This is a genomic window from Sediminibacillus dalangtanensis, assembly GCF_017792025.1.
GTDB lineage: Bacteria > Bacillota > Bacilli > Bacillales > Amphibacillaceae > Sediminibacillus > Sediminibacillus dalangtanensis.
The window spans coordinates 2,824,088-2,850,048 of sequence record NZ_CP046956.1 but is presented as its reverse complement, the minus strand read 5'-3'; the positions used below and the strand labels follow the sequence as shown (position 1 = coordinate 2,850,048).

The following is a 25,961-nucleotide window of genomic DNA, read 5'->3' as shown; positions in this document are numbered from 1 at the left end:
GTGTGCGTAAAACCGAGCGGTATCGGGTGGATACGGCCAATTCGCTATGGCATATTTACAAAACTGTTCCGTTTCTCAAGGTGGTTAAAAATTTTGTAGTCATCCAGGTTGCCCGTTACACACCGTTTTTGTCCGCGAAGAATTGGATGTACCGGACTTTTCTGCGGATGAAGGTCGGCGACCAGACGGCTTTCGCTTTAATGGTTATGTTGGACATTATGTTTCCGGAAAAAATCTCGGTAGGTAAAAATACGGTTATTGGCTATAATACGACGATTCTGGCACATGAATACTTGATCCGTGAATATCGTCTCGGAGAAGTCGTCATCGGAGAAAATGTGATGATCGGGGCCAACACAACGATTTTGCCGGGAGTTACCATCGGAGACGGCGCCATCGTTTCAGCGGGAACGCTCGTACATAAAGACGTAGAAGCAGGAACCTTTGTTGGCGGAAACCCGATGCGTGTCATCTATTCCAAGGAAGAGCTGGATAAACGGCAGGTTGAGGATACGTTTTTTCAGAAGGATGAACAATAAGGAATGAAAGAGCTGGGAAAAAGCATAGTGATCAAAACATAGACGAACAAATTGTTCGGTTTTTATATTTTTAATAATATGCGAACGGACTTAACAAAAAGTTAACCGGTCTAACCTTGTTCTTAGGTATCGTACAACTCTGGCAAAGCATACCGCTTTGCCAAGTGGATCTTCAGCTCGCGCGCATCCCGCTGGAGTCTGCGCACCTTGCCTCCGTTGAAGGAGATACTTTCTTTTCTGGTGTGATTTCCGTTTGCCTATTACCGTTACAGGTAGAAAGCTGAGCTGCATGGAAACCGCCTTTTTATGCCATAGTCTAATTTCTAAAAAAATAAAGGACCGCCATGCTGATTTTTCGTCTTCTTCCCTGTTTAGATACTTATCAGCCAATAGAAGAATATGGTTCCTATTGTCTTGACCATGGGGACATCAGACCACGGAAACATAGCGATAGGATGCACTTATCAAACAACAGGATAAAAAGAGAATATACAACTAAAAAACCGAACGAATTTGATTGGCATTTAGAATTCGCTCGGTTTTTGCTTTGATGGCGATGCTTTTGTTCCAAACTCTTTTGGTTATTTCTACAGAAACGCGGTAGTGGTAGGAAAGATCAGGAAAATGCATTTTTCAAAAAGGAAAAGCAGTTCTTTTTCTAGAAATTAATCATGAAAAAAGAAAAAAGGAAGGATAACATGATTGAAGTGAAAAGGGGACTGCCAGAACATGTGGAGGGTATTTCTAAAGTATGTATAGAGGGAAGATGGGCCGCTATCGGCCATATCAAAAGTCCGGAAAATTTAAGAAGGAATGACCATGCATTTTATAATGAGGACCGTATCCGTCGTGAATTAGATGAAGCAGAAGGCTGGGACGGTTACTTTGTAGCACTCGATAATGGTAAAGTGGTAGGGGCAATTGGCGGCGGAATGACTGGGGAACAAACGAGTGAGGTCTTTGTTTTCTATTTGGATCCCAGCCGCCGAAGAGAAGGAATAGGAACTAAATTGTTAAACCACTTAACAGAAGTTCAGCGCCAAAAGGGTGCAAAGGAGCAATGGGTGTCCGTGTTAAAAGGTAATAATAAAGGGATTCCCTTTTATGAAGCGATGGGATTCCGTTTTGTCTGCGAAAGAGAGGCCTATGGTAACGTCGATGGAGAAGATTACCTTTCATTGAGGTATCGGCGGGATATTTAGATAGGAATCCACTTACCATTATTCCATACCTGGGAAAAGAACTTGCAGTTAAACCTGAATACGGACGTCTATTGAGTCTATGAAACGAGCCCCTATTCTTTTCCAACCAAACAAGTTATTGCTGCACAGGGAGGAAATGATGACAGAAGAGAAGAAAAAATTGTACTTTTATACCGGCCTTGGTTATATTGGTGTTTTCCTTGTGGCTTTCATCGGTTTACGGTTTATCTTGGCCTCAGATTTCATCGGACAGTTTCTTGCATTATTAACGATTTTAGCTCTGGTAAGTTATATTCGCTATGCAGAATCCGAATTACCTTTTACAAGGAAAGAAAAGCGAGTTTTTACAGGAATATATTATATTCTCCTTCTTATTATAGTTGTAATTGGTGCTTTTCTTATTTATATAAAAATAAACATGTGAATTAATAGGGGATGCTTTACTAAGTTTATTCTCGGTTGTTTACTATACTGATTCTCCTTTACTTTTATCTTGTTGTTTCTGCAGAAATTCTCCCATTCTTGAAGAAAAGGGTTAGTAGGACCATAGAATGGGGAAATATATCAAAACAAACGTTTACATTCAATAATATGGGAGGAATGAGCTATGGAAAAGTACATAATGGCACTCGATCAGGGAACGACGAGCTCAAGAGCCATTTTATTCAATCACCAGGGTGAAATCGTCGAGACGGCCCAAAGGGAATTTCAACAGTTTTTCCCGAAATCGGGCTGGGTCGAGCATGACGCCAACGAAATCTGGACATCAATCACTTCCTGTATTGCCGAAGTATTGCGCAAGTCGGATGCGGAACCAGAAAACATTGCGGCAATCGGGATTACCAATCAAAGGGAAACGACCGTTGTGTGGGATCGGAATACGGCCAAGCCAATTTACAAGGCAATCGTTTGGCAGTCCAGACAGACGGCGCCGATTTGCCGGGAATTGAAGGAACAAGGCTACAATGATTTGTTCCGTGAAAAAACGGGGCTGTTGATCGATCCATACTTTGCCGGTACCAAAGTCAAATGGATTCTTGACAATGTGGAAGGTGCCAGGGAAAAGGCCGATAACGGGGATTTAATGTTTGGAACAATCGATTCCTGGCTGATTTATAAGCTGTCCGGAGGAAAAGCGCACGTAACCGATTATTCTAACGCATCTCGTACTCTCATGTTCAATATCCATGAACTGAAATGGGATGAGGAACTACTGGACATACTCGGCGTGCCGAAAAGCATGCTTCCAGAAGTGAAGGATTCCTCCGAGGTTTATGCGGAAACCGTCGAATACCACTTTTTCGGGCATAAAATCCCGATAGCCGGAGCAGCGGGCGATCAACATGCAGCCTTGTTCGGCCAGGCATGCTTCGACGACGGAATGGCGAAAAACACGTATGGTACCGGCTGCTTTGTTTTGATGAACACAGGTGATAAAGCTGTTAAGTCTGACCACGGTTTGTTGACCACGCTTGCCTGGGGATTGAATGGAAAAGTCGAATACGCGATGGAAGGTAGTATTTTTGTTGCTGGATCTGCAATTCAGTGGCTGCGGGATGGATTGAAAATTATTGAAAACGCGCCACAAAGCGAAGAATATGCCAAGCGTGTCACCGATTCGTCCGGGGTTTACATGGTACCGGCTTTTGTCGGGCTGGGCACGCCATATTGGGACAGTGAAGCCCGTGGTGCTATGTTCGGTCTTACCCGCGGAACGGAAAGAGGACATATCGTCCGCGCGACACTGGAAGCATTGGCCTATCAGACGAAAGATGTAGTGGACGCCATGGTCGAAGATGCCAACATGGACTTGAAATCACTGCGCGTCGATGGCGGGGCAGTTAAAAATGACTTTCTGATGCAATTCCAAAGCGACATGCTCGGTGTTTCGGTTGAAAGGCCGGCTGTCACGGAAACAACAGCCCTGGGAGCGGCTTATTTGGCAGGATTGGCAGTAGGATATTGGGAAAGCAAAGAAGAGTTGAAGCAACACTGGAAAATGGAGAAGACATTTGAACCGGAAATGGACGAAAAGGAAAAAGAAGAACTTTACTGCGGATGGAAAAAAGCAATCGAGGCCACACAAGTATTCAAGTAAAATACTATGCAACGGAAACAGCTCGTGCTATAATAAAATCAAGTTAATAAGAAACGGCCGGAGAAGTGGAGAGACCGCACAATTCTATGGGGATACCTATAGAAGTTGTCGCGGTCTCTTTTTTTACCTTCCTATTTGTCCCGGAAAAATTGCTGATTTCTGATTATGGTACATGAACCAGGCCTGTTTCGGGTAAAGAATAGATAAGATCATTTCTCTCAGCCGTGAAGAATAAAGGAGTGTCGGAAAATGGCTAGATTTTCTAACTTGCGCAGGCAAGAAATTTTCGAGGAATTGACGAAAGAACCGCTTGATTTATTTATTATCGGTGGTGGTATCACAGGGGCAGGGATTGCTTTAGATGCTGTGACAAGAGGACTGAGAACGGGATTGGTGGAAATGCAGGATTTTGCTGCCGGAACATCAAGCCGCTCCACAAAATTGGTCCATGGCGGTCTCCGTTATTTAAAGCAATTTGAAGTGAAAATGGTTGCAGAAGTAGGGAAGGAACGGGCGATCGTGTACGAGAACGGTCCGCATGTTACCACACCGGAATGGATGATGCTTCCTTTCCATAAAGGTGGAACGTTCGGTCCGTTTACATCGAATATCGGATTGCGGGTTTACGATTTTCTTGCCGGAGTTAAAAAAAGCGAAAGAAGAACGATGCTTTCTGCTTCAGAAGCAATGGAGCGTGAACCGTTGATTAAAAAAGATGAATTACGCGGAGCAGGCTATTATGTCGAGTATAAAACAGACGATGCCCGGCTTACGCTGGAAGTGATGAAAAAAGCTGCTGAGCAGGGAGCGCATGCCATCAACTATACGAAAGTTACCGAGTTTATTTACGATAAAGAGGGCAAAGTTTCCGGAGCAGTGATTGAAGATTTGACGACAGGCGAACAACAAGAAGTATATGCAAAAAAAATCGTCAATGCCGCGGGTCCTTGGGTCGACACACTGCGGGAGAAAGACGGATCGAAAAAAGGGAAAACACTTCAGCTGACAAAGGGTGTCCACCTTGTCTTTGACGGTGAAACCTTCCCGCTTACCCAGGCGATTTATTTTGACACCCCGGACGGCCGGATGGTATTTGCCATCCCGCGTGAAGGGAAAACCTATGTCGGAACAACCGATACAGCTTATGAAGGAGACATCGCTCACCCGGTCATGACCGTGGAAGATCGCGATTATATAATTGAAGCAATCAATTATATGTTCCCGGAAGTTGGAATCACAGCGGATGATGTGGAATCAAGCTGGGCCGGGTTACGTCCATTGATAGGAGAAGAGGGCAAGGATCCAGGAGAGATTTCGCGTAAGGATGAAATTTTTGTATCGGATTCTGGTTTGATTTCCATGGCAGGAGGCAAGCTCACTGGTTACCGGAAAATGGCCATCAGTGCAGTAGATTTGGTTGTTAAGCAATTGAAGGAGGAAGAAGGAGTTCTCTATTCTTCTTCTGAAACGCTGCATATGCCAATTTCCGGCGGAGACGTCGGCGGGTCCAAAGGGTTTGAAAAATTCAAACAAGAAAAAGTCAACGAAGGAACCGCTCTTGGGTTGACAGGAGAAGAAGCAGCTTCGCTTGTCGATACCTATGGATCCAATGTAGAGCGGGTTTTCGCAATGTATACGGACCTGCAAAATGAGACTGCCGAAGCCGGTATCGAACCGCTTGTGTTCGCGCAGCTCCGCTACGCGATTGACGAGGAACTGATCTATAAACCGGTTGACTTCTTTGTCCGCCGAACAGGTGCTCTGTTCTTCCATATCAATTGGGTTCGGGAACATAAGGATAATGTAATCGATTATCTGGCGAAGACTTTCAATTATACCAACGAGCAAAAAACTGAATATACGGAAGAACTGGATCAGCTGTTGAACGAAGCAGTTCATCCGGTTGCCTAAGCAAATGAAAAACCGAGCCGCTCAAACAGACGGCTCGGTTTTTTAGATAATGGCCCTTTTCGAGGGTTTTGTTGCTTTTCCAGTTTTTATACTTTTGATAGCAACCGCGACATAGCTTAAAGGAGTCTTCTCCATTAATTGAGTTGGAGCGCACGGTCTCTCAAAACCCACGCTATTTCCTATCCGATAAATCCTTTCCACAGTTTTTTGACATGTTTTACTTTGCCGATCTGCCGAGTTAAGTAAATCTTTTTCGGCTTTAAAAAGCCATCGCGGAAATAATATTGTTTATGTTCACGATCCATCAGCCGGAGAATTTCTGTATCCAGCTGCTGCAGCATGTACTTCCGGAAGGGGAAGTTTTGATACTGTTTCGGCTGGTATATTTCTTGACAATACAAATCCGGATACTGATATACCCCCCCTTGATAGATCAATTCCAGCTCGGGGTGATGGCGAAAATCCTCCGGAGTGATCAGGGCACTGCGCTTGGAGAATAACCGATGCCCCGCCCTGCTTAACACTTCCGCGACAAATTGCGAGCAAAAATAGGAAGCAGGCATTTCAATCGGATAGTTTATCGGAATGCCGACAAGGCCGGCATAGTTATACAAGTACCGTTTCGGCTTTTTCTCAAAGACGGAGATGATCCGCTCGAGTTTTCGATATTCTCTGGAAGTCAGCATGAGCCGGTACACCGCACAAGTGGAGTCGGGATACCAGCTGAACGTTCCTTTGACGAAGTCTTCTCTGACAAAACCGCCCCAGAAAGGATTGAGCGGTTCCCGTCTAGCAAAGCTGTAAATGCGGCTGAAGTCTTTGTCCAAGGCTAATGACGCATGATTATAAGGAGCGGAAGTAACCGATTTTAACGCCCAGTTGATCAGGGATCCTGTGTTTGTCAGCACGATATAAACCGCTTGCATAATGCCACCTCATGTCAGATATTTAGTACCTGGTGACAATATACTATGTTTTCCAATCCTTGTATAGATAATTTCCAAAAACAGGCGAAACTTCTGCGAAAATACATCTTGAGTCTTAGTGAGAGCAACTACTAGGCATAGTCAAACGCATCTGTTTGAATAACCGGAATGCCTTGAACGATTTCTTGTACGTAAGGCGCACCGACAAAAACTGAACAACACTCGAAGTTAGCAGGACGTACCATGCAGCGCCAAGTTCACGAAAAAGAGTTGTATGAGTCCGGAACCAACGGCTAAAGGAAATAAGGGCTGATGAGATATGGCGATGCTGATAAAAAAGTAGCTCCTATCAGGATGAATAAGTAATTGGTGCAGTAATTGTTTTTCCGGGGGAATCCTGAATTCATCAAGAAATCAAAAGAAACATAGAGCCATCGAAAACGCACTTCATCGGGTTGATGAAGTGCAAAAGGGAGCGGAGCACCGAAGGAAACGCACTTCATCCACTGTCTAGCAAAAGATAGGCAATTAACCAGAATCAGGCAAATGGTTTGATAAGTCCAAAAATGGCACGTATTGTCGGAAGTTCTATTTGCTCTTTAGCAGCTAGTCGAAGGGCGCCTCCGTGTAAATGCTCAACCTCCAAACTAATGCCTTTTCGCCGGTCTTGATGCATCGAAGAAGTAGCAGCGTCGTCCAGTCCGTTCAATTGTCGGATTGCCTGCTCGACATGGTCATCGGTCAAGTCGACTTGTTGTTTATTGGCAAGCTGCTTCATTTCTACCAGCATCGCTTTGGCGACGGCGAACGTTTCCGGGTGGTTTCTGATGGTTCCGATTGGAAGGTCTGCAGCAGTGGTGATACCGGAAAATGACGTGATGAACATATATTTTTTCCACATATCTGTTTCGATGTCCTCACTCCACCTGGCTGTAAAATTAGCGGTTTCGGAAACCGCAGCGATTTCCCGGCAGATTTCTTCCTGCTCCGGTATCAACGGGCCGAAAACGAGCTCGTGGAACGGGCTGGTATGGTCGACACCGCCCTGCTCATCCAGCGTAGAAATAATAAAAGACAAGCCGCCTAGCACTGCGTCTTTTCCGAGTCTCTCCTGGAGAATCGGGAGATGCTCGATTCCGTTCAGGACAGGGAGTACTTTGGCCCCTTTGTCTACCAAGACTTGCAATTGGTCCAGTGTCCCGTCGAGATGGTAGCCTTTCACGGCCAATAAAACAAGGTCTGCTTGTTGAACTTCCGCCGCATCTTCAATAAGCACCGGTTTGTCGAGTTGGTAGTCCCCCTCCCGGCTCTGTATCCGTAGTCCATTCTTTCTTAGTTGATCGGCCCTTTTATGACGAACCAGGAATGTAACATCTTGGCCTGCCTCCTGCCATCTTGCCCCAAAGTAAGCACCGAGTGCACCAGCACCCACAACGACGATTTTCATCAAATCCCTCCCAAAAAATAGCAGCGTTTTCTTCGTCCATTTTAGCATAGTCCGTGTTAGGTTACAGAAAAAGCGCTTGATTTTTCTGACAACTGAAACCAAAATAAAAGATAATCGTATGTCTTTTCAAGGGGGAGGGAGAAAGATGACGAACGTGTCCGAACTATTAACAAGAGATGGAAAACATCAATTATATACCGGTATTATTCTGTTATTTGGCAGTGGATGTATGATCCTGCTGTTTTTATTTTTCGCCCATCAATGGGAAACGGGTCTTTTATCGATCGTGTTGGCAATAGTCGGTGGGACGGTTCTTTCCAGAGGAAGACACGACATGCAGCTGGGACGGCAAGCCAATTTGACGATGCAGAAAGAGAAAAGGATACCAGTAAGCAGACAGCTTGATAAGATTATGGCGATAGATGGGACCCTTTCAACGAAAACATCGGTTATGAACCTGGACGACGAGCGGCTTTGTGTGTTGAAGGAAACAGGTTTTCAAAGCAACCTGCTATTACGCATTGTTCGGTTTTTCTACAGTTTTGGCCTATTCCTTCCTAAAAATTTCCGATTTCTGGATGACCAAGATAATCTTCTGTTTTATATGCAAAAACGAGGCGGATTTTCTTGGCGTGCTTACGTATTCAACGAGACGGGCGATTGTATCGGGTACATTTGCCCTGCAAAAGGAAAGAAAGGAACCTTACTCGATTACATTGATCAGACCGGGAGCAGGTGGCGTGCTGTTAAGGATTATCGGGATTTCATTTCGATTTTAGATCAAGCAGGAAAGCCGCTGCTGCTCATGAAGCCGGGCGCGATCCCATTGGAACATGCTGAACGGTTTTCCCGTGGCGACTCTGTAGTCCTCGAGTGGGCGGAGGCGGAAAATATCAATTATTCCCTGTTATTGTTCATCCTCGCCATCTTGAAAAGCAGGACAGCAGATTAAAAAGGGATTGAAGTTTACGTTAACGTAAGTGCTATGCTTAACGTATCATCGAAGAATAAATAAAAATATCTACCAATTGGATTACATCCCGGTTTCTGCCTTTCTTTTATGGACGGACGACTTCCACTGCTCGTAAAAGGTTTCTGTGAAATCATTCCTAACGGTCAGTAAAGAAACAAGACAAGGGTGATGGTATGGGGGAAAGAACGTACACGATATCTGAGCTTGCCGCTGATTTTCAGGTCACCCCGAGAACGATCCGCTATTATGAAGAAATCGGTTTGCTTCAGCCCAAGCGGACAGATAGCGGCAGGAGGCTATTCACAAGCAGGGAAAAAACCAGGCTTCGCCTCGTGTTCCGTGGCAAGAAGTATGGTTTTCAACTGGAGGAAATAAAGGAAATGATTCAGTTGTTCGACAAGGATCCAAGCGGCAAACAGCAACTGCTGAAAACGATCGAGTATGGCAATAACAAAATCGAGGAGGTATCGAAACGGATAGCCGAATTGGAAGCTGTCAAAGAGGAGATGGAAACCCTGGTAGAGGAGTTCCGACAAAAACTCACTGAATAACAAAAATAAAGATGGGAGTGTACCCACCATGAACATTCCGGATTTATTAGCGGTCCAATCCAGAAAGTATCCAGAACACGAGGCGATAGTCACACCAGACGAACGGTTGACTTATCGTCAATGGAATACAGCTGTCAATCAGCTTAGTTCCAGTCTGCTTGAATTAGGTTTGGGAAAGGGCGACAAGGTTGTACTCCATATGCCAAATACAAAAGATTTTTTGATTTGTTATTTTGCAGTCCAGCGGATTGGCGGTGTCATCGTACCAATCAATGCCAAGCTAGTCGAACAGGAAGCTGCTTTTATCATGGAACACAGTGATGCCAAACTGTTCCTTACTCATGAAGCTGTATTTCCGTCGGTACGTAACCTGCCCGACAAAGTGGAAGGGATATTCGCGAAAACCGGACGGCGCTTTGATCAATGGCTGTCGATTGACCAGTTGATTCTGGAAGGGGAATCCGATGAGATATCCTGCAAACTGACAGAGGATGATGAAGCGGCTTTGCTATATACCTCTGGTACAACTGGTGCGCCAAAAGGGGTGTTGTACACGTATCGGAACATTTTGTCTGTGGCCGTTATGATTTGCATCGAAATGACGATGAAACCGGACAGCCGCATCCTGCATATGATGCCGCTCAGTCATTCAGCTCCGCTGCATTTGTTTATGGTGGCAGGCACGTATGTCGGGGCTGTGCATGTACTTGTCCCTAGTTTCAGCCCGGATTTACTGCTCGAAACAGTATCCAGGGAAAAAACCACCCACTTTTTCGGTGCACCGATTGCATACTTGGCGACTGCCAAACATCCCGGAATCGAGGAGTATGAATTATCCTCCATGGAATATTGGGTTTACGGGGGTTCTCCGCTTTCAGGATCAGAGGTAACTTTTATTCAAGAAAAGTTTTCGACAAAAAGGCTGATGTGTGTTTACGGTCTGACAGAAGCCGGTCCGAACGGCACGTTGCTCGGGTTCAACGATCATCCGCACAAGGCCGGCAGTATTGGCCATCGGGCAGCATTGAACTGTGAGATAAAACTCGTCGATGAACACGGAGAGGAAGTCGAGCAGGGCCAAATAGGAGAAATAATTCTGAAGGGCGAAGGAAACATGAAAGGGTATTATAAAGATCCGGACAAAACAGCAGAAACGTTAAAAGATGGATGGCTTTATACAGGGGACATGGCAAAGCGGGATAAGGACGGCTATTATTGGGTGGTCGACCGCAAAAAAGATATCATTATATCCGGGGGAGTCAACATTTTTCCGAAAGAAATAGAGAATATGCTGCTCAGCCACCCCGCAATTGCTGATGCCGCAGTTGTTGGCGTTCCGCATCCTGACTGGGGTGAAACGGTCAAAGCGTATGTGGTGCTGGAACAGGAAGTGGAGGACTTAACAGCCGAATGCAGACGATTCCTTGACGGGAAACTAGCTGATTATAAAATACCTCGTTTATACGAAGGATTGAAAGCGCTTCCTAGGAACGCGACAGGTAAATTGTTAAAAGGCCAGCTGCGTAAACAGCCGCAACATTAAGGAGGATTGGCATGGCTAATTTTTATCAGGAGGATCCGCATCTTTCCTCATTGTTGAAAAAGTATTTGCCCGTTCCATTTTATCAATGGGCGGACAGGGAGCTTCATGCTTTTGGCGAACATTGTGCCGGAGATATCGATGAACGGGCTATCCATACGGATCGGGAAGGGCAGCCACGGCTCGTGAAATACGACAAGCTGGGAGAAGAAGTTTCCCGTGTTTGGGTGAATGAAGGTTACAAGCGTACCGTGGAAGAAACCTACAACACGGGGATCGTCGGATATATCCACAAGGAAATTCCCGGTTTAGGACGAAAGGGCAACTACGTTTATTCATTTGCCCAGGGGTATTTGCTTTCCCATGCAGAACCAGGATTTTATTGTCCAGTTACGTTGACAATGGCGACAGCCTATTTGATTGATCATTATGCCGATGAGGAATTGAAGGAAAGGTTTTTGCCGCATGTACTGGCGACTGGCGAAATCGAATTATATGAAGGGGCAACATTCCTGACCGAACGGCAAGGTGGTTCAGATGTAGGGGCAAACCAAGTCCGTGCGCTCGAGACAGCTGACGGTTACCGGATTTACGGGGAAAAATATTTCGCCAGTAATGCGGGGCAATGCGGTGTCGCCATGGTATTGGCAAGAATGGAAGGCGCCAAAGAAGGAACGAAAGGACTCAGTTTGTTTTTGGTACCTTGGGAAGAAAACCGCAAGAACCAAAAGCTGCACATCCGCCGCTTGAAGGATAAGCTTGGAGTTCGCGCCGTTCCATCGGCCGAAGTCGAATTTGATGGGGCCAAAGCCTATCTTGTAGGAGAGGCAGAACAGGGGTTTGCTTACATGGTGGAAGCGTTGAATTTATCACGGATTTGCAATGCGGTAGCTTCGCTTGGAATCATGAAACGCGCCTTTTTGGAAGCGCGGGATTATGCAGGCAACCGGACAGCCTTTGGCAGTAAACTCAAGGACTTTCCAATGATCCAGGATACATTGACGACGCTTGCCGCTAAGCAACAAGTAGAGACGAGCGCAGTGTTTGCTATGATCCATCGTTTTGATCAGCTTTGTGCTAACTCGGATCAACCGGAAGAAGAGCAAATCCTGCTTCGCTTGTACATTGCGATATTGAAAAAAGAGACCGCCGAGCAGGCGATCCACTTTGCGCATGAGGCGCTGGAGATACATGGCGGGAACGGATATATCGAAGATTTTGTCACTCCCCGACTGTTGCGGGATGCCCAAGTGCTAACCGTTTGGGAAGGTACCGGAAATATATTAGGCTTGGAAGTCCTGAGACTTGTGGAAAAATATCAAGCAGACCACCTGTTTTTTCAGGAAGTAAGTCGTAGGCTCGCTGCTCTTCCGGAGAGTCTGCGGGTATTACGTGAGCAGCTGGAGCTAGAAATAAAGCGTATGGCAGATTGGTTGGAAGAAGTGAAAAAGGCAGACAGGGAAATAAGGTCGTATTATTGCAAGGAGATCGCCAAAAAGTTCGCTTCCGTCTTTGAAAGTGTCGTCGCTCTTGAAGATGCGGCTGAAAGCAATGGTCGGAACAAAGATGTGGCTGAAGTTTTCATGCAATCTACTTGGAATTCCGGCACTTATCAGACCGATCCGATGACAATCCGCCATTTTCAGCGGATTGTCGAATCAAGTCAACACGCAGCCGTGTCCAACTAATAGAGGAAAGAGAATTGGTGTTCCATCTGCCAATATAACGGATATAGGGGGATTCAGCGGACCAAATCGAAATAAAGATTTGGTCTTTTTCTTTGCTCTATTAGAAAAGTTCTTTCCTTTTGATGTATTTTTATAAGAGGATGCTAACTCTGCGCTTTCCGCGGGCGGCTGGTGAGCCTCCTCAAGCTAACGCTCTGTTGGATCTCACCGTGGCCTTTCCCTCCAGTAGGAGTCTCCACCGTATTTCCTACGCTGAAAACAGTTCCCTGTTTCTCAATGCGGCCACTGTTTCTTGGGATTGCAGTTATTCGCCTTGTCAAAAACACATGAATATAGATAAATGCAGAAAATTGACTGATAGAAGCAGCAGCCAATTTTCACTTGCGTACTGACTATATTTTTATCCTTTATAATGGTTCTATATAACTATATTAGCGAAGTATGTTTCCAAGCGATTGGTTAGCCTTCCAATCGAAAAGAAGGATGCTGCTAATGTTAGCTTGTTGCTTATAAGGTTATTCTTCCGATTGTAAGGAAATCAGAGAATGCGGTTCTGGGTGTGAGGACATCAATTTGGTGCAGAAATCCCCAAAACGTAACTTTTTTCGCTTGTTTTCATGTTTTAGGTCAGTTCCTATATATTACCTTTCCCAAATGTGGTATACTTCAAGCGGTATCAGTCTGTTATTATCGACAGCCATGGAGCGTCAGCTTTCATGGCGGTTTATTATATACGGTTGAATTAAGTAATACAGGGGGAGACGAATGCAAACTTCGCAAAAGATGAAACCACCACTTAATGTTGATAAAGTCATCCCTTTTATCCCTGAGGGCGATTTTTATTTTACGAAAGGTGTCGAAGCCTTTCAAAAACGGAAGTTTGATATTGCAGTCAAGTGGATGAAAAAGGCAGTCGAAGCTTCACCGGAAGAACCACTGTTCCGCTGTCAGCTTTCGATTATTTATACAGAAGCAGGCGCTTATCATATGGCCAACCAAGTGCTGACCGAAGTGTTGGATGCGCACGGGGAAGAATATGTGGACTGCTATTATTTGATTGCCAACAATTATGCGCACTTAGGGCTGATGAATGATGCCATGAAAAACGCCCAGCAATACTTGGAACAAGCACCTGAAGGAGAATTCAGGCAAGAGGCCGAAGAATTGTTGCAATTTCTGGATATAGAGGAAGAGGACGAGGACTGGGATGGAATCGACGATGAGTTGTTGATTTTTCAAGAAACCGCTTTTTACCATCTGGAACGGCAGGAGTGGGACCATGCCCTGCCATTGCTCCATGAGATGATGGCATTGTTTCCGGAGCATGTGACTGCAAAGCACGAATACAGTTTTGCCTTATTCTTTTCCGGCGAGGAAACGGAAGCAATAGCGTTAGAGGAAAAATGGCTTGAACAGGAGCCGCAGTCTCTGTTTTGCCATACGAACTTAGCCGTCTTTTATTTCCAGACTGGTGAATCTGACAAAGCTGCTGCGCATATCGAAGCGTTGTTCAATGTATATCCGCTGCACAGCCAGCAAAAACTGCGTGTGGCTGTCACACTGGCAAGAACCGGCCATTATCAGGAAGCGGTACAACGGTTTAAAGCTTTGCCAAAATCTTATTTGCAAGGCCATGTATCCTATTACAAATGGTACAGCATAGCAGCTTTTCATACTGGAAATCCATCGAAAGCGTTGACTCTCTGGGAAGAAGGCTGCAAACGCCATCCTTTTCTCAGCAAGGACGAAGGCCCTTGGATACACAATCACCAATAAATCCATACTATGAATAAAGACCGAATGGCGTTGAGCAGAATAGTAGACCTGGTCATGGATTCATATGATAATGGGCATGTAAAACAAAGATGCAGAAGAAGAAAAGGGGCTGATCGAGAATGGCCGATGAAAAAATTTATGATGTGATTATCGCCGGGGCAGGTCCAGCAGGCATGACTGCCGCTGTCTATACTTCCCGGGCTGACTTAGATACATTGATGTTGGAACGTGGAATTCCTGGTGGACAAATGGCGAACACAGAGGATGTGGAAAACTATCCGGGCTATGACCATATTTTAGGGCCGGATCTTTCTACCAAAATGTTCGACCATGCGAAAAAATTCGGTGCCGAGTATGCGTATGGCGATATCAAGGAAGTCATCGACGGCAAAGAATATAAAACCGTTGTGGCAGGAAACAAAGAATATAAAACGAGAGCATTGATCATCACGACAGGTGCGCAATATAAGAAAATCGGGGTTCCGGGCGAGGAAGAGCTTGGCGGCCGCGGCGTTTCCTATTGTGCGGTATGTGATGGTGCTTTCTTTAAAAACAAAGAATTGATCGTTGTCGGCGGTGGAGACTCTGCTGTAGAAGAGGGTGTCTATTTAACCCGTTTTGCAAGCAAGGTAACCATTGTCCATCGACGTGATGAACTGCGGGCGCAAAAAATCCTGCAGCAGCGTGCCTATGACAATGAGAAGATCGACTTTATCTGGGACACTGTGGTGAAAACGATCAATGGCAAGGATGGAAAAGTGGGCAGTGTTACACTTCATAATCAAAAGTCAGATGAAGAGTATGAGCACTCCACGGATGGCGTATTTATTTATATCGGAATGGTGCCGCTGAGTGGTCCATTCAAATCGCTTGGAATTACCAACGAACAAGGATATATCCCGACCAATGAAAAAATGGAAACAAATGTGCCGGGAATCTTTGCTGCCGGAGACATTCGCGAAAAAGAGTTGCGTCAAATCGTGACAGCCACTGGTGATGGAAGTATTGCTGCTCAGTCTGCCCAGGCTTATATTGAAAACCTGGTAGAAGAATTGAAAGCCGTCAATTAAAAGGGATGCAGCAGGATTGTTAAACGTAAATACTTTTTAACCCTGTTGTAACACGGACGAAACAATTATTGGGTACAATATAAATAACTAATTGACCCCCTTTTAATAAATATATTCTTTTTGCACAGGTGGAGTTTTCCGCCTGTGTCTTTTTTTGTCCATCTTCAGACAGCTTCCGGTACGTTTTGTCTAGGAACCAAACATTGTAGGAATGCTTTTAAACATAGTATAATGAATAAAGATGTCTTCTTTCAGGCAGTTAGAAACACAACAGGAACAAACAGCTGGACCTGGAAGCAGGGAAGAGGTGATGATATGCGTCGAGTCACAACGAGTATCCTGCGGGATGATGATAAACTGTTAATGCTGCAAAAGCCAAGAAGAGGCTGGTATGCAATGCCCGGAGGCAAAATGGAGCAAGGGGAAACAATCAAAGAAGCAGCAGTTAGAGAATACAAAGAAGAAACAGGTCTGACATTGTACAACCCGCGTTTAGGCGGAGTGTTCACCTTCGTTATCAAAGAAGATGACAAGGTTGTCGATGAATGGATGATGTTTACTTTTTTCAGTAAGGAATACGCTGGAGAAATGACCGAAGACTGCCGGGAAGGAACGCTGGAATGGGTTCCCGTCGATGAGGCAATTCAGAAACCGATGGCAGATGGAGATCGTTTTATCATCAATCACCTCCTCACCAGCAGCGAGGTACAATATGGCACATTTACTTATACAAGCGATTATGCATTAATCGATTATCGATTAGATCCGCCGGGCCCATAACTGGGCTTACGGCTTCTGGAACAAGCGGTGAAAAAGGGGAGATTGAGCTTGGCAGAAAAAAATAAAGAAACACAACTCGTAATCATCACAGGGATGTCGGGTGCAGGGAAAACGGTTGCGATGCAAAGCTTTGAAGATTTGGGTTTTTATTGTGTCGATAACCTGCCGCCGGCGTTGCTGCCTAAATTTCTTGAATTAATGAAAGACGCAACGAACAATATACGAAAAGTAGCGGTAGTCATGGATCTCCGGGGCCGGGAGTTTTTTGATACGCTGTTTGATGCCTTGGATGCATTGGCAAAAGAGGACGCGTGGCTGGAGGAGCACATCCTTTTTTTGGATGCCAAAGACCAGGCGCTTGTTTCACGCTACAAGGAAACACGCCGCTCCCATCCGCTGGCGCCAGAAGGTCTGCCGTTGGAAGGAATCGAACAGGAGCGTTCGATTCTCGATGAATTGCGCGGCCGCGCGCACAATATCATCGATACATCAACATTGAAACCAAAGGATTTACGGGAAAAAATCGTTGAGACTTATGCTGAAAAAGAGCAACAGGTTTTTTCGGTCCATACCGTTTCATTTGGTTTTAAATATGGGCTTCCGATCGATGCGGATTTAGTCTTTGATGTCCGCTTTCTTCCCAACCCTCATTATGTTGCTCATATGCGACCGTTGACGGGGCTCAATTCAGAGGTTTCTTCTTATGTGTTCAAGTGGACAGATACGCAAAAGTTTCTGGATAAAGTGACGGATCTTTTGGAATTTATGATGCCGCAATACAAAAAAGAGGGCAAGAGCCAATTGGTGATCGCCATCGGCTGCACCGGAGGCCAGCATCGTTCGGTAGCAATTGCAGAGCATTTGGCGAAAAAATTCTCCGGCGATTATGTTACCCATGTCAGCCATCGAGATATCGATAAGAGAAAGGGTCATTAAGCTATGAATAAACAGAAACAGCCACACGTAGTCGTCGTCGGAGGGGGAACCGGGATGCCTGTCCTTTTGCGGGGACTGAAGGATTATCCTATTGATTTATCGGCAATTGTAACGGTTGCGGATGATGGCGGGAGCTCGGGCCGACTTCGATCAGAAATGGACATCCCCGCACCAGGCGATATCCGGAATGTGATTGCGGCACTGTCAGATGCCGAGCCGATGCTGCTTGATTTATTTCAACATCGGTTCGCCAATGGCAATGGATTGTCCGGGCATGCGATGGGTAATCTATTATTAGCAGCGATGACTTCTTTAACAGGCGACTTTTATAATGGAATCAAAGAAATATCGCGCGTGTTGAACGTCAAAGGAAGGATCTATCCAATCGCCAACCAAAACATGTTTCTTCATGCCGAAATGGAAGATGGCGAGATTGTTTCCGGTGAATCGAACATTCCTCTCGCCAATAAAAAAATCAAGCGCGTATTTTTGAGTCCGGAGCCGGTACTGCCTTTGCCGGAAGCAGTGGAGGCGATCAAGCAGGCCGATCTGGTAGTGGTCGCACCGGGAAGCTTATATACGAGTACGCTGCCGAACATGATCGTACCTCAAATCGGGGATGCCCTGCGCCATACAAAAGGGAAGGTCACCTATGTGTGCAATGTCATGAGCCAGTATGGCGAAACGTCCGGCTATACAGCGGCCGACCACGTACAAGCGATAACAGATCATATTGGGGAAGGCTGCATTCATTCGATCATTGTCCATAACCAGCCGATAGAAGGAGACGTCCGGGAGCTGTATGCCGAGGAAAATGCCGCACCGGTTGTGTATGATACAGATCGTCTGCTTGATATGGGCTTGGAAATCATTGAAGGCGACATTATTGACCATTCTAAAAAAATGCTGCGCCATGATACGGCTAAAGTATCTGAATTGTTATATTCCTTGATTTAACGATCACAAAACAGGGGAGGTGAGGAAATGTCTTTTGCATCAGAGATAAAGAAAGAATTGACAAAAATTTCGACGGACACCTGTTGTGCTCAATCGGAGCTGGCTGCCCTTGTACGTATGAACGGTGCGATTTCCTTGGCGCGACAAGAGTACCTGCTTGATGTCCAAACAGAAAACGCTGCGATAGCTCGAAGGATTTATACGTTGATTAAAGCCCTCTATGATTATCCAGTTGAACTGCTTGTCCGAAAAAAAATGAAGTTGAAAAAGAACAATGTTTATATTGTCAGGATGAAGGAGGGGGTTCGCACTTTCCTTGATGATTTGGAGATTCTTAAAGAACCGTTTTCTTTTAATCATTCCATCTCAGAAAAATTCACGAGCAAGGATTGCTGCCGCAGGTCCTATTTACGTGGTGCTTTTTTGGCGGGTGGATCGGTAAACAATCCGGAAACCTCCTCGTACCATTTGGAAATTTACAATTTTCATAAAGAACACAATGATGCACTATGTGAATTGATGAATTCATTCGACTTGCACGCCCGCAAACTGGAACGCAAAAAAGGTTATATTACCTACATGAAGGAAGCAGAGAAAATCACAGAGCTGCTTACCTATATGGGGGCCCACCAGGCGCTTTTCAAATTTGAAGATGTGCGGATTGTCCGTGATATGCGGAATTCTGTCAATCGTCTGGTGAACTGCGAAACTGCCAACCTAAATAAAACGATTGGTGCAGCATTCCGCCAGGTAGAGAATATCAAATTCATTGATCGAACTGTCGGAATTGATGCCCTTCCAGAAAAACTCCGGGAGATTGCCACGCTTCGGGTTCAGCATCAAGATGTTTCCTTGAAAGAGTTAGGAGAGCTGGTTTCAACCGGAAAGATCAGTAAATCCGGCATCAATCACAGGTTGCGCAAAATCGATGAATATGCCGAAAAATTAAAAAAAGGTGAACCGCTCGGAAATTAGCTATATTCCGGACAGGTCAGTATATGGTATAATAGTTAAAAGTTGCGGCGAAGCTTGCAACAGCTCTCTTTACATAAGAGAGTATTTTTTTAAAGGGTAATGAAAGCGTTTTCTTAAGAGGAGGGAACGGGATGAAACAAAAAGAGATGGTGGTGGAGTTGGAGGCCGGTTTACAAGCACGGCCGGCAGCACAATTTGTTCAAAAGGCAAGCGGCTTTTCTGCAGCATTGTTTATCGAGAAAGATGGCAAACGGGTCAATGCCAAAAGCATCATGGGACTCATGAGTCTGGCGATAGCGACAGGAGAGGAAATCACCCTCATCGCCGAGGGAAGCGACGAAACCACAGCAATCGATCAGCTCTCGGCATTCATCAATCCCGGGCAAGCAGAACCGACCGTATAAACAGTACCAGGCCTTTTCAAAAGAGGCTTGGTTATTTTTTTGCCCATTTATAATGAACAGCTCTCCCGGTTTCTTAAGGAATTATTTTAAACGATTGAGCAAAAGATGGAACGAAACAAAGCGATCATCCGTATTACGGTAATGGACTAGGTTTTCGTCCACGAATGTACCGAATAAGAAAGGTGGGAAAACGGATGAGTGGACAAAAGATATGTCCCTGGGCTGAATCAGGTTCATTGATGAAAGAGTACCATGATCAGGAATGGGGAATTCCAAACAAGGATGACACGTACTTATTTGAAATGCTCAATTTAGAAGGCGCGCAAGCCGGGTTATCCTGGAGCACCATCTTGAACAAACGGGAAGGTTACCGTCAGGCTTTTCATCACTTTGATATCGATAAGTGTGCAGCTTTGTCAGATGATGATTTGGAAAAGATTCTATCAACGGGAGAGGTAGTTCGACATCGGCTGAAAATAAATGCAGTCCGCAAAAACGCTGTGGCGGCACAGCAGGTGGCAAAGGAATATGGGAGTTTGTCTACTTATATTTGGCAGTTCAGTGATCAAAAACAAATAGTGAATCATTGGAGAGAAGCCGGACAAGTTCCTGCCCAAAATGAGATGTCGGTGGTCATCAGCAAAGATTTGAAAAAACGGGGCTTTACTTTCGTCGGGCCTGTCATCATTTATTCTTTTTTGCAGGCTATCGGAGTGTATGACGACCATCTTACTACTTGTCCTTGTCATACCGACAACCACAATTCTGTTTTTTGAAAAGAATAATCGGCTGTCACTAGATAATCGGCAGCAGATACGATACTATTTTAAGGGGATAACAGAAAGAAGCCGACAGAGGAGGAGTTAATGATGAATGGAAAACGTTGGCTGGCGCTGCTTATAGCGGCAGGTTTGTTTTTAATTTCGATTGGCGTACAGTTTGCAACCAGTCTGGCATCGACGAACTTTGAGAATGTCTTTGGCCAGCAGGATGAATTATTTAATGAAACGGTAATCGAAAAGGGGACAAGCGGCAATAAGATCGCTGTACTATCTTTAGAAGGAGTGATTCAAGATACCGGCTCTGGCTCGCTGCTAAATAACTCAGGGTATAACCACCAAAACTTTTTGCGGATGCTTGAAAAGGCAGGAGAGGACAAAAGCATTGATGGCATTATCCTCCGCGTGAACACTCCTGGTGGTGGGGTAGTCGAGAGTGCCGAAATTCATGACAAGATTGTAGAAATCCAGGAAAATACCGATAAGCCTGTCTATGTATCAATGGGCAATACGGCTGCTTCAGGCGGCTATTACGTATCAGCTCCCGCCGACAAAATTATCGCCAATGCGGCGACGTTGACAGGCTCGATTGGTGTGATTATGGAAAGCATCAATTATGCTGAACTGGCAGAAGAATACGGAATAGACTTTAACACGATAAAAAGTGGAAAATATAAGGACATTATGTCCGGTTCCCGACCGATGACGGAAGATGAGGAAGCTATTCTCCAGACGATGGTCGATGAGCTGTATGATGAATTTGTCCAAGTCATTGTCGATGGCCGCGGAATGGAAGAAGCAACGGTCCGTGAGCTGGGAGATGGCAGAGTGTACACTGGCAAGCAAGCCTTGGATAACCAGTTGATTGATGGGCTTGGCACGCTGGATGACACGATAGCGATGATGGAAGAGGATAATGAATTGGGAGAAGCACAAGTCGTTCAGTATAAAACCGGCTTTCATTTTGACCAGCTGCTAGGAATGACTGCAAAAAATTTCTTCGGTTCAGATATGAAATTGGCTGGCCTTCAAGAATTGATCAGGGAGTCAGACGCTCCGCGGGCCATGTATCTGTATTCAAGGTAGGGGGTGCTGTAGATGAGCAATCAAGATCAAAACATACAACCGGTTGAACACTCAACACAAGCCATGTTGAATAGACGTTATGCAGGATTTTGGATGAGGTTTTGGGCATACATAACGGACTTGCTCGTTGTATTTAGTATCAACGGCATCTTGCTTAGTCCTTTTCACTTTATCAATGGGGGACAGCAACTCGATGTTGGCTTCTGGACGGTGACCGGGATACTGGGCTCGATTGTTTTTTATGTGTATTTTCTTTTGATGACCAAGTTCTTTGGACAGACCCTCGGAAAGATGTTGTTGGGCCTTCGGGTGATACGGGAAGATGATCGTTCGTTGACCTGGGGTGATCTGTTGTTTCGTGAGGTAGTCGGAAGATTTATTCATAGAGTACTGTTTTTTACTCCTGTGCTCTATGCAGTTGTCGCATTCACGAATCAAAAACAAGGGGTACACGATCTATTTGCAAGTACCCGTGTCGTTCATACGGAATAACGTTTAGCAGGCTGTCTCGGTTATAAGGCAGCCTGCCATTTTAAAACTTCTCAAGCTATCACCTTGGTGGGAACAGAAGAAAGAAACTTCAAAATTGGCATTCTATTGTTAACGCAGTGGAAGCATAGTGAAGGAGGACCTCAAACTCAACTTGTTATGTTATCTCCTGCTGCGGCAAGCGAAGCATTCGCCTTCTTAACAAGAAGATAGAAAGTAAAATCATTGTTAAATATATTTGCAACAAATAGGAAAAGGTTCTTTTCGCAGACTTTGTTGCTTTTCCTGTTTTATCGTTTTGTTGGAAACCCCGACGTTTTGAATGCGCCTTTCTGACTTCTTATATATTGAGTTGGAGTTTGGCGCTGCGGAAATACCCTGCGCTTTCCGCGGGCGGCTGGTGAGCTTCCTCGAGCTGACGCTCTGCGGGATCTCACCGATGCCTTTCCTCCCGCAGGAGTCTCCGGGTACTTCCGCAGCTAGAACAGCTTCCTGTTTATAAACGAGTATTAGACGTTTTTTCTTGATTCACTTGGTACTACAAGCAATGTCTGATCAAATACATAGCTAGGAAAACAAGCAGAAAGTCCAAGAGAACCGAGAAAAGACGGAACACTCAACTTTTTTATGAAGAGAAGTACATGCTTCCTGACAAGCTTTTTTAAGATGTTTTGTTGGGATTCCAGGGAAAAGGTTTCTGCACTTACGATAATCAGCATGCTTCTTAGCGCAGGTAGCATACGTAAACTCCAGCGGGAAAAGCGCGAGCTGAAGATCCACTTGGTAAAGGGCTTTTCTTTACCAAGTTAGCTGAAGCCGTGCCCGCGGAAAGCGAAGTATGCTACCAAAGCGTTGAGTTTGAATAGGCAATGGCACTTCCACTTACAGTTACTGCGCAGCTTGCATTTTCACGAAAACACTCGTTTAAACAGAAAAACCGGACGATTTCGAATCCTTAGGATTTCGAATTATCGTCCGGTTCTTTCTTTGGGTATTATGTTTTTGACCCAGGCTAATTGTTTTCTTATTTACTCAGGCTTTTTTTCCATTACTTTGTCAATCAGACCGTATTCAACAGCCTTGGAAGCTTCCATGAAGTTATCACGGTCGGTATCACGCTCAATCACTTCTAATGGTTGACCGGTACGCTCAGAAAGAATGTGGTTCAGCTTACTGCGCATCTCAATAATTCTTCTGGCATGGATTTCGATATCTGCTGCCTGGCCTTGCGTACCACCAAGCGGCTGATGGATCATGACCTCACTGTTAGGAAGCGCATAACGCTTGCCAGGTTCACCGGCTGCCAGAAGGAAGGCGCCCATAGAAGCTGCCATTCCGATACAGATGGTAGAAACATTCGGTTTGATGAACTGCATGGTATCATAAATTGCCATGCCGGCCGTGATTGAACCACCTGGCGAATTGATATAAAGCGAAATATCTTTATCCGGATCTTCAGCAGCAAGGAAAAGCAGCTGTGCGACGATGGTATTGGAAACATTGTCGTCGATTCCGCTTCCCAGCATGATAATGCGGTCTTTTAACAGACGGGAATAAATATCATATGCACGTTCTCCACGGTTTGTTTGCTCAATTACTGTAGGTATTAAATTCATTGGATAGTTCCTCCTTTTTTAGTTCTTTCATCCTTATGATGAATGACTAATTTCATCTTACTCTAATAGGTCAATAAAGGTCAAACAAAAAACACTTTGCATATGTAAGAAGTGTTCGACCTTTTTTGCCGGTTGAAAAAACCGAATGCATCGCCGTTCACAGTAAGAATTTTGGTCTATAACCATCGTTCCCTGATTTCTGATAAATAAACTTAACAAGACGGCTGTTTACGTTATTTTGTATTTGTTTTTTGGCCTTCCCTTGCTGCCATATTCGGATAAGACTGTAATTTCCCCACGCTCGGCCAGATAATTCAAATAACGGTGGACCGTTTGATAGGCAACCGGCAAACTGGCTTGTATTTCTGAAATCGTCAACGGCCGTTCCTGCTGGTAAAGAAAATGCTTGATTGTCCGCAATGTTTCGGCTTTGATGCCTTTTTCTACAAAAACATTTTTTTGTCCCGCCGTCAACTTGCCAATCTTCAAGTTGAGTCGAATGCGCGATAGTAAGTCAGGGGCTTTTATCGGCTTCAAAGCAAAATCCGTGGCGCCTGCCTGGAGAAATTGGTCGGCAATTTCATGGCGCTCATCGACCGTCAAGATGATGATCGGAACGGAATCATCCAATTCACGGATGGCTTTTGTTGTTTTCAATCCGTCCCAATCCGGCATATGGTAATCGATCAGCACAAGGGAGGGTTCCATTTTTTGAAAAAGCTCCACGCCGGATTTTCCGGTAGAAGCCTCACATGTCTCCCATTCGCCAAAGGAACAAATTTCTTTGATGGTAAAACGAATATCTTCGTTATCATCGATAATCAATATCATCATGGGCCCCTCCTTGCCCGGAAGACACCGGCAGGTAAATATCCATTTGTGTATGACTGCCGGGGGTACTTGAAACGAAAATGGAGCCGTGGTGATTTTCGACCACCCGCTTCACAAAGGATAAGCCGATTCCTGACGAGTCTTTCGTGCTAAAGCCTTCCTTCCATATTTCCTGCATAAGCTCCTCCTTGATCCCTGGGCCATTGTCTCTGATTTGAAAACGAATTGTATCATTCACTTGTTTGACATCGATTTGGATAAATCCTGCTTTTCCTTCAAAAGAAATGATTGCATTTTCCAGTAGATTGGCAATAGCCCTGGCAAAACGGATTTTATTGACATGGATACAGGGCAGGTTTTCCTGCACTTCCATTTCGAGACGGATTTTTTGATCGTCCAGCGCTAAATGACTGATTACATAACGAAGAAATTCATCTATATGGATCTCTTTTTTTGTATTCTCATAGAGAATTTCCGAAATCATTTCATTCATCTTTTCAATCGAATGATCGACCCGTGTTAAATAATCCTTTAGCTTTTTATCTTCCGATTTTTCATATTTCATTTCGATTAGGGAAATTAATCCCCGTACGGATACCAATGGAGTTTTTAAGTCATGGACAAGTGAATGGATTTCCTCGTACACCTTTGATTCTGTTAGGGCGAAACGGGTTTCCTTGAGTTCTTTTTCTTGTACTTGGAACCTTTTCAGGGTGGTGATCTGCATGTTGAATAAATGGACCAGCAGCGCGAAGATAACGGCAATGAGAAAAAAGATGGCGAACAGAACAAAATAAAGCGCTGTAAATAATTGATCCTCGGTGATAAAACTATCGGCGGTTTTCAAACTGACCGCCAAATCATCTGCCCCGAAGCTCCATTTGGAAAGCACAGGAATCAGGTTTAAACATTGCATTGCGGTGATCAAAAAAAATAAAATGACGGCAAACGTTAAATAATAATATCTTTGTCCGGTAATATAGGTGTTTAAAGCCAAGAGAAGACCCAATGATAAAAAATGCGGTGCGTAGGAGGACGATTCTCCATGAAACTGATTGATAAAGAAGACAGCTGTTATGGTGGCAGCAATATAACACAACGAAAAAGCAGTACTGTTTGTATTCTTGGCTAAGGCACTGACAATCAGCAAGGTGCTGAAGTAAATCAAAAAATAAAGAAAACCATTTCTGGATATGTAGGCGAACGAGGCTATCAGCAGTTGCCCGCTATCCATGATGTTCATGCTTTCCTGCAGCCTGTCGATGATGAAGGAAACCCATTCAGCCGACAAACTAGGGAAAAACAACCCATAGGTTAATAAAAAAATTCCAATCAGCCCAGGAATGGTATTATTCTTGTATTCTGCCATATTTCCCCTTTCCTCTCC

25 protein-coding genes are annotated in these 25,961 nt (G+C 44.8%); 19 read left to right on the top strand and 6 right to left on the bottom strand.

Annotation, left to right across the window (positions count from 1 at the left end):
- Positions 1 to 2: 2 nt before the first annotated feature.
- From ERJ70_RS14300 to ERJ70_RS14280, 5 genes are all read left to right on the top strand, one after another.
- Positions 3 to 539: an acyltransferase gene (locus ERJ70_RS14300; RefSeq protein ID WP_209369399.1), complete on the top strand. Its 537-nt coding sequence runs from the start codon at positions 3 to 5 to the stop codon at positions 537 to 539.
- A gap of 698 nt (positions 540 to 1,237) precedes the next feature.
- Positions 1,238 to 1,741 (top strand): GNAT family N-acetyltransferase, encoded by a 504-nt coding sequence (locus tag ERJ70_RS14295; protein ID WP_209365490.1) that lies wholly within the window; start codon positions 1,238 to 1,240, stop codon positions 1,739 to 1,741.
- Between the two features lie 139 nt (positions 1,742 to 1,880).
- Positions 1,881 to 2,165 (top strand): hypothetical protein, encoded by a 285-nt coding sequence (locus tag ERJ70_RS14290; protein WP_209365489.1) that lies wholly within the window; start codon positions 1,881 to 1,883, stop codon positions 2,163 to 2,165.
- A gap of 183 nt (positions 2,166 to 2,348) precedes the next feature.
- Positions 2,349 to 3,839, top strand: a complete 1,491-nt coding sequence (gene glpK, locus ERJ70_RS14285; protein ID WP_209365488.1) for a glycerol kinase GlpK — start codon at positions 2,349 to 2,351, stop codon at positions 3,837 to 3,839.
- 249 nt (positions 3,840 to 4,088) lie between these two features.
- Positions 4,089 to 5,750, top strand: a complete 1,662-nt coding sequence (locus ERJ70_RS14280; protein ID WP_209365487.1) for a glycerol-3-phosphate dehydrogenase/oxidase — start codon at positions 4,089 to 4,091, stop codon at positions 5,748 to 5,750.
- Positions 5,751 to 5,929: 179 nt separating this feature from the next.
- On the opposite strand, the gene ERJ70_RS14275 is transcribed toward ERJ70_RS14280, so the two are convergent.
- Entirely contained in the window at positions 5,930 to 6,676 is a 747-nt protein-coding gene (locus ERJ70_RS14275; RefSeq protein ID WP_209365486.1) for a C40 family peptidase, read from the bottom strand.
- A 538-nt stretch (positions 6,677 to 7,214) separates the two neighbouring features.
- Complete coding sequence (locus tag ERJ70_RS14270; RefSeq protein ID WP_209365485.1) at positions 7,215 to 8,123, bottom strand: ketopantoate reductase family protein; 909 nt, start codon at positions 8,121 to 8,123, stop codon at positions 7,215 to 7,217.
- A gap of 145 nt (positions 8,124 to 8,268) precedes the next feature.
- On the opposite strand from ERJ70_RS14270, the gene ERJ70_RS14265 reads away from it, so the two are divergent.
- The 14 genes from ERJ70_RS14265 to ERJ70_RS14200 all read left to right on the top strand — a co-directional run bounded on the left by ERJ70_RS14265 (position 8,269) and on the right by ERJ70_RS14200 (position 22,130).
- Positions 8,269 to 9,075 carry a hypothetical protein gene (locus tag ERJ70_RS14265; protein WP_209365484.1) on the top strand — a complete coding sequence of 269 codons (807 nt, stop codon included), beginning with the start codon at positions 8,269 to 8,271 and terminating at the stop codon, positions 9,073 to 9,075.
- 194 nt (positions 9,076 to 9,269) lie between these two features.
- A complete protein-coding gene (locus ERJ70_RS14260) occupies positions 9,270 to 9,647 on the top strand; it encodes a MerR family transcriptional regulator (RefSeq protein ID WP_209365483.1) in 378 nt (125 codons plus the stop codon).
- Between the two features lie 28 nt (positions 9,648 to 9,675).
- On the top strand, positions 9,676 to 11,190 hold the full coding sequence (locus ERJ70_RS14255; RefSeq protein WP_209365482.1) for a class I adenylate-forming enzyme family protein: 1,515 nt from the start codon (positions 9,676 to 9,678) through the stop codon (positions 11,188 to 11,190).
- Between the two features lie 11 nt (positions 11,191 to 11,201).
- Positions 11,202 to 12,875, top strand: a complete 1,674-nt coding sequence (locus ERJ70_RS14250) for an acyl-CoA dehydrogenase family protein (protein ID WP_209365481.1) — start codon at positions 11,202 to 11,204, stop codon at positions 12,873 to 12,875.
- 765 nt (positions 12,876 to 13,640) lie between these two features.
- Positions 13,641 to 14,651 carry a tetratricopeptide repeat protein gene (locus ERJ70_RS14245; protein ID WP_245207985.1) on the top strand — a complete coding sequence of 337 codons (1,011 nt, stop codon included), beginning with the start codon at positions 13,641 to 13,643 and terminating at the stop codon, positions 14,649 to 14,651.
- A gap of 119 nt (positions 14,652 to 14,770) precedes the next feature.
- Positions 14,771 to 15,721, top strand: coding sequence for a thioredoxin-disulfide reductase (trxB, locus tag ERJ70_RS14240; protein ID WP_209365480.1), 951 nt, complete (start codon positions 14,771 to 14,773; stop codon positions 15,719 to 15,721).
- A 315-nt stretch (positions 15,722 to 16,036) separates the two neighbouring features.
- On the top strand, positions 16,037 to 16,501 hold the full coding sequence (locus ERJ70_RS14235; protein WP_209365479.1) for an 8-oxo-dGTP diphosphatase: 465 nt from the start codon (positions 16,037 to 16,039) through the stop codon (positions 16,499 to 16,501).
- 48 nt (positions 16,502 to 16,549) lie between these two features.
- Positions 16,550 to 17,437 carry an RNase adapter RapZ gene (gene rapZ, locus ERJ70_RS14230; protein ID WP_209365478.1) on the top strand — a complete coding sequence of 296 codons (888 nt, stop codon included), beginning with the start codon at positions 16,550 to 16,552 and terminating at the stop codon, positions 17,435 to 17,437.
- 3 nt (positions 17,438 to 17,440) lie between these two features.
- Positions 17,441 to 18,394: a gluconeogenesis morphogenetic factor MgfK gene (gene mgfK / locus ERJ70_RS14225; RefSeq protein WP_209365477.1), complete on the top strand. Its 954-nt coding sequence runs from the start codon at positions 17,441 to 17,443 to the stop codon at positions 18,392 to 18,394.
- 27 nt (positions 18,395 to 18,421) lie between these two features.
- Positions 18,422 to 19,369 carry a DNA-binding protein WhiA gene (gene whiA / locus ERJ70_RS14220; RefSeq protein WP_209365476.1) on the top strand — a complete coding sequence of 316 codons (948 nt, stop codon included), beginning with the start codon at positions 18,422 to 18,424 and terminating at the stop codon, positions 19,367 to 19,369.
- 131 nt (positions 19,370 to 19,500) lie between these two features.
- Positions 19,501 to 19,773, top strand: coding sequence for an HPr family phosphocarrier protein (locus ERJ70_RS14215; protein WP_074598550.1), 273 nt, complete (start codon positions 19,501 to 19,503; stop codon positions 19,771 to 19,773).
- A gap of 194 nt (positions 19,774 to 19,967) precedes the next feature.
- Positions 19,968 to 20,549 (top strand): DNA-3-methyladenine glycosylase I, encoded by a 582-nt coding sequence (locus tag ERJ70_RS14210; protein ID WP_209365475.1) that lies wholly within the window; start codon positions 19,968 to 19,970, stop codon positions 20,547 to 20,549.
- A gap of 93 nt (positions 20,550 to 20,642) precedes the next feature.
- Complete coding sequence (gene sppA, locus ERJ70_RS14205) at positions 20,643 to 21,638, top strand: signal peptide peptidase SppA (protein ID WP_209369395.1); 996 nt, start codon at positions 20,643 to 20,645, stop codon at positions 21,636 to 21,638.
- 12 nt (positions 21,639 to 21,650) lie between these two features.
- A complete protein-coding gene (locus ERJ70_RS14200; RefSeq protein ID WP_245207982.1) occupies positions 21,651 to 22,130 on the top strand; it encodes an RDD family protein in 480 nt (159 codons plus the stop codon).
- Between the two features lie 506 nt (positions 22,131 to 22,636).
- Here the strand turns inward: ERJ70_RS14200 and ERJ70_RS14195 are convergent.
- The 4 genes from ERJ70_RS14195 to ERJ70_RS14180 form a co-directional block, all read right to left on the bottom strand.
- Positions 22,637 to 22,867 (bottom strand): hypothetical protein, encoded by a 231-nt coding sequence (locus ERJ70_RS14195; RefSeq protein ID WP_209365474.1) that lies wholly within the window; start codon positions 22,865 to 22,867, stop codon positions 22,637 to 22,639.
- Between the two features lie 288 nt (positions 22,868 to 23,155).
- Positions 23,156 to 23,743: an ATP-dependent Clp endopeptidase proteolytic subunit ClpP gene (clpP, locus tag ERJ70_RS14190; protein WP_209365473.1), complete on the bottom strand. Its 588-nt coding sequence runs from the start codon at positions 23,741 to 23,743 to the stop codon at positions 23,156 to 23,158.
- A 228-nt stretch (positions 23,744 to 23,971) separates the two neighbouring features.
- Entirely contained in the window at positions 23,972 to 24,577 is a 606-nt protein-coding gene (locus tag ERJ70_RS14185; RefSeq protein ID WP_209365472.1) for a response regulator, read from the bottom strand.
- Positions 24,555 to 25,943, bottom strand: coding sequence for a sensor histidine kinase (locus tag ERJ70_RS14180; RefSeq protein ID WP_209365471.1), 1,389 nt, complete (start codon positions 25,941 to 25,943; stop codon positions 24,555 to 24,557). The genes ERJ70_RS14185 and ERJ70_RS14180 overlap by 23 nt, the downstream gene beginning before the upstream one ends.
- Positions 25,944 to 25,961 lie beyond the last annotated feature (18 nt).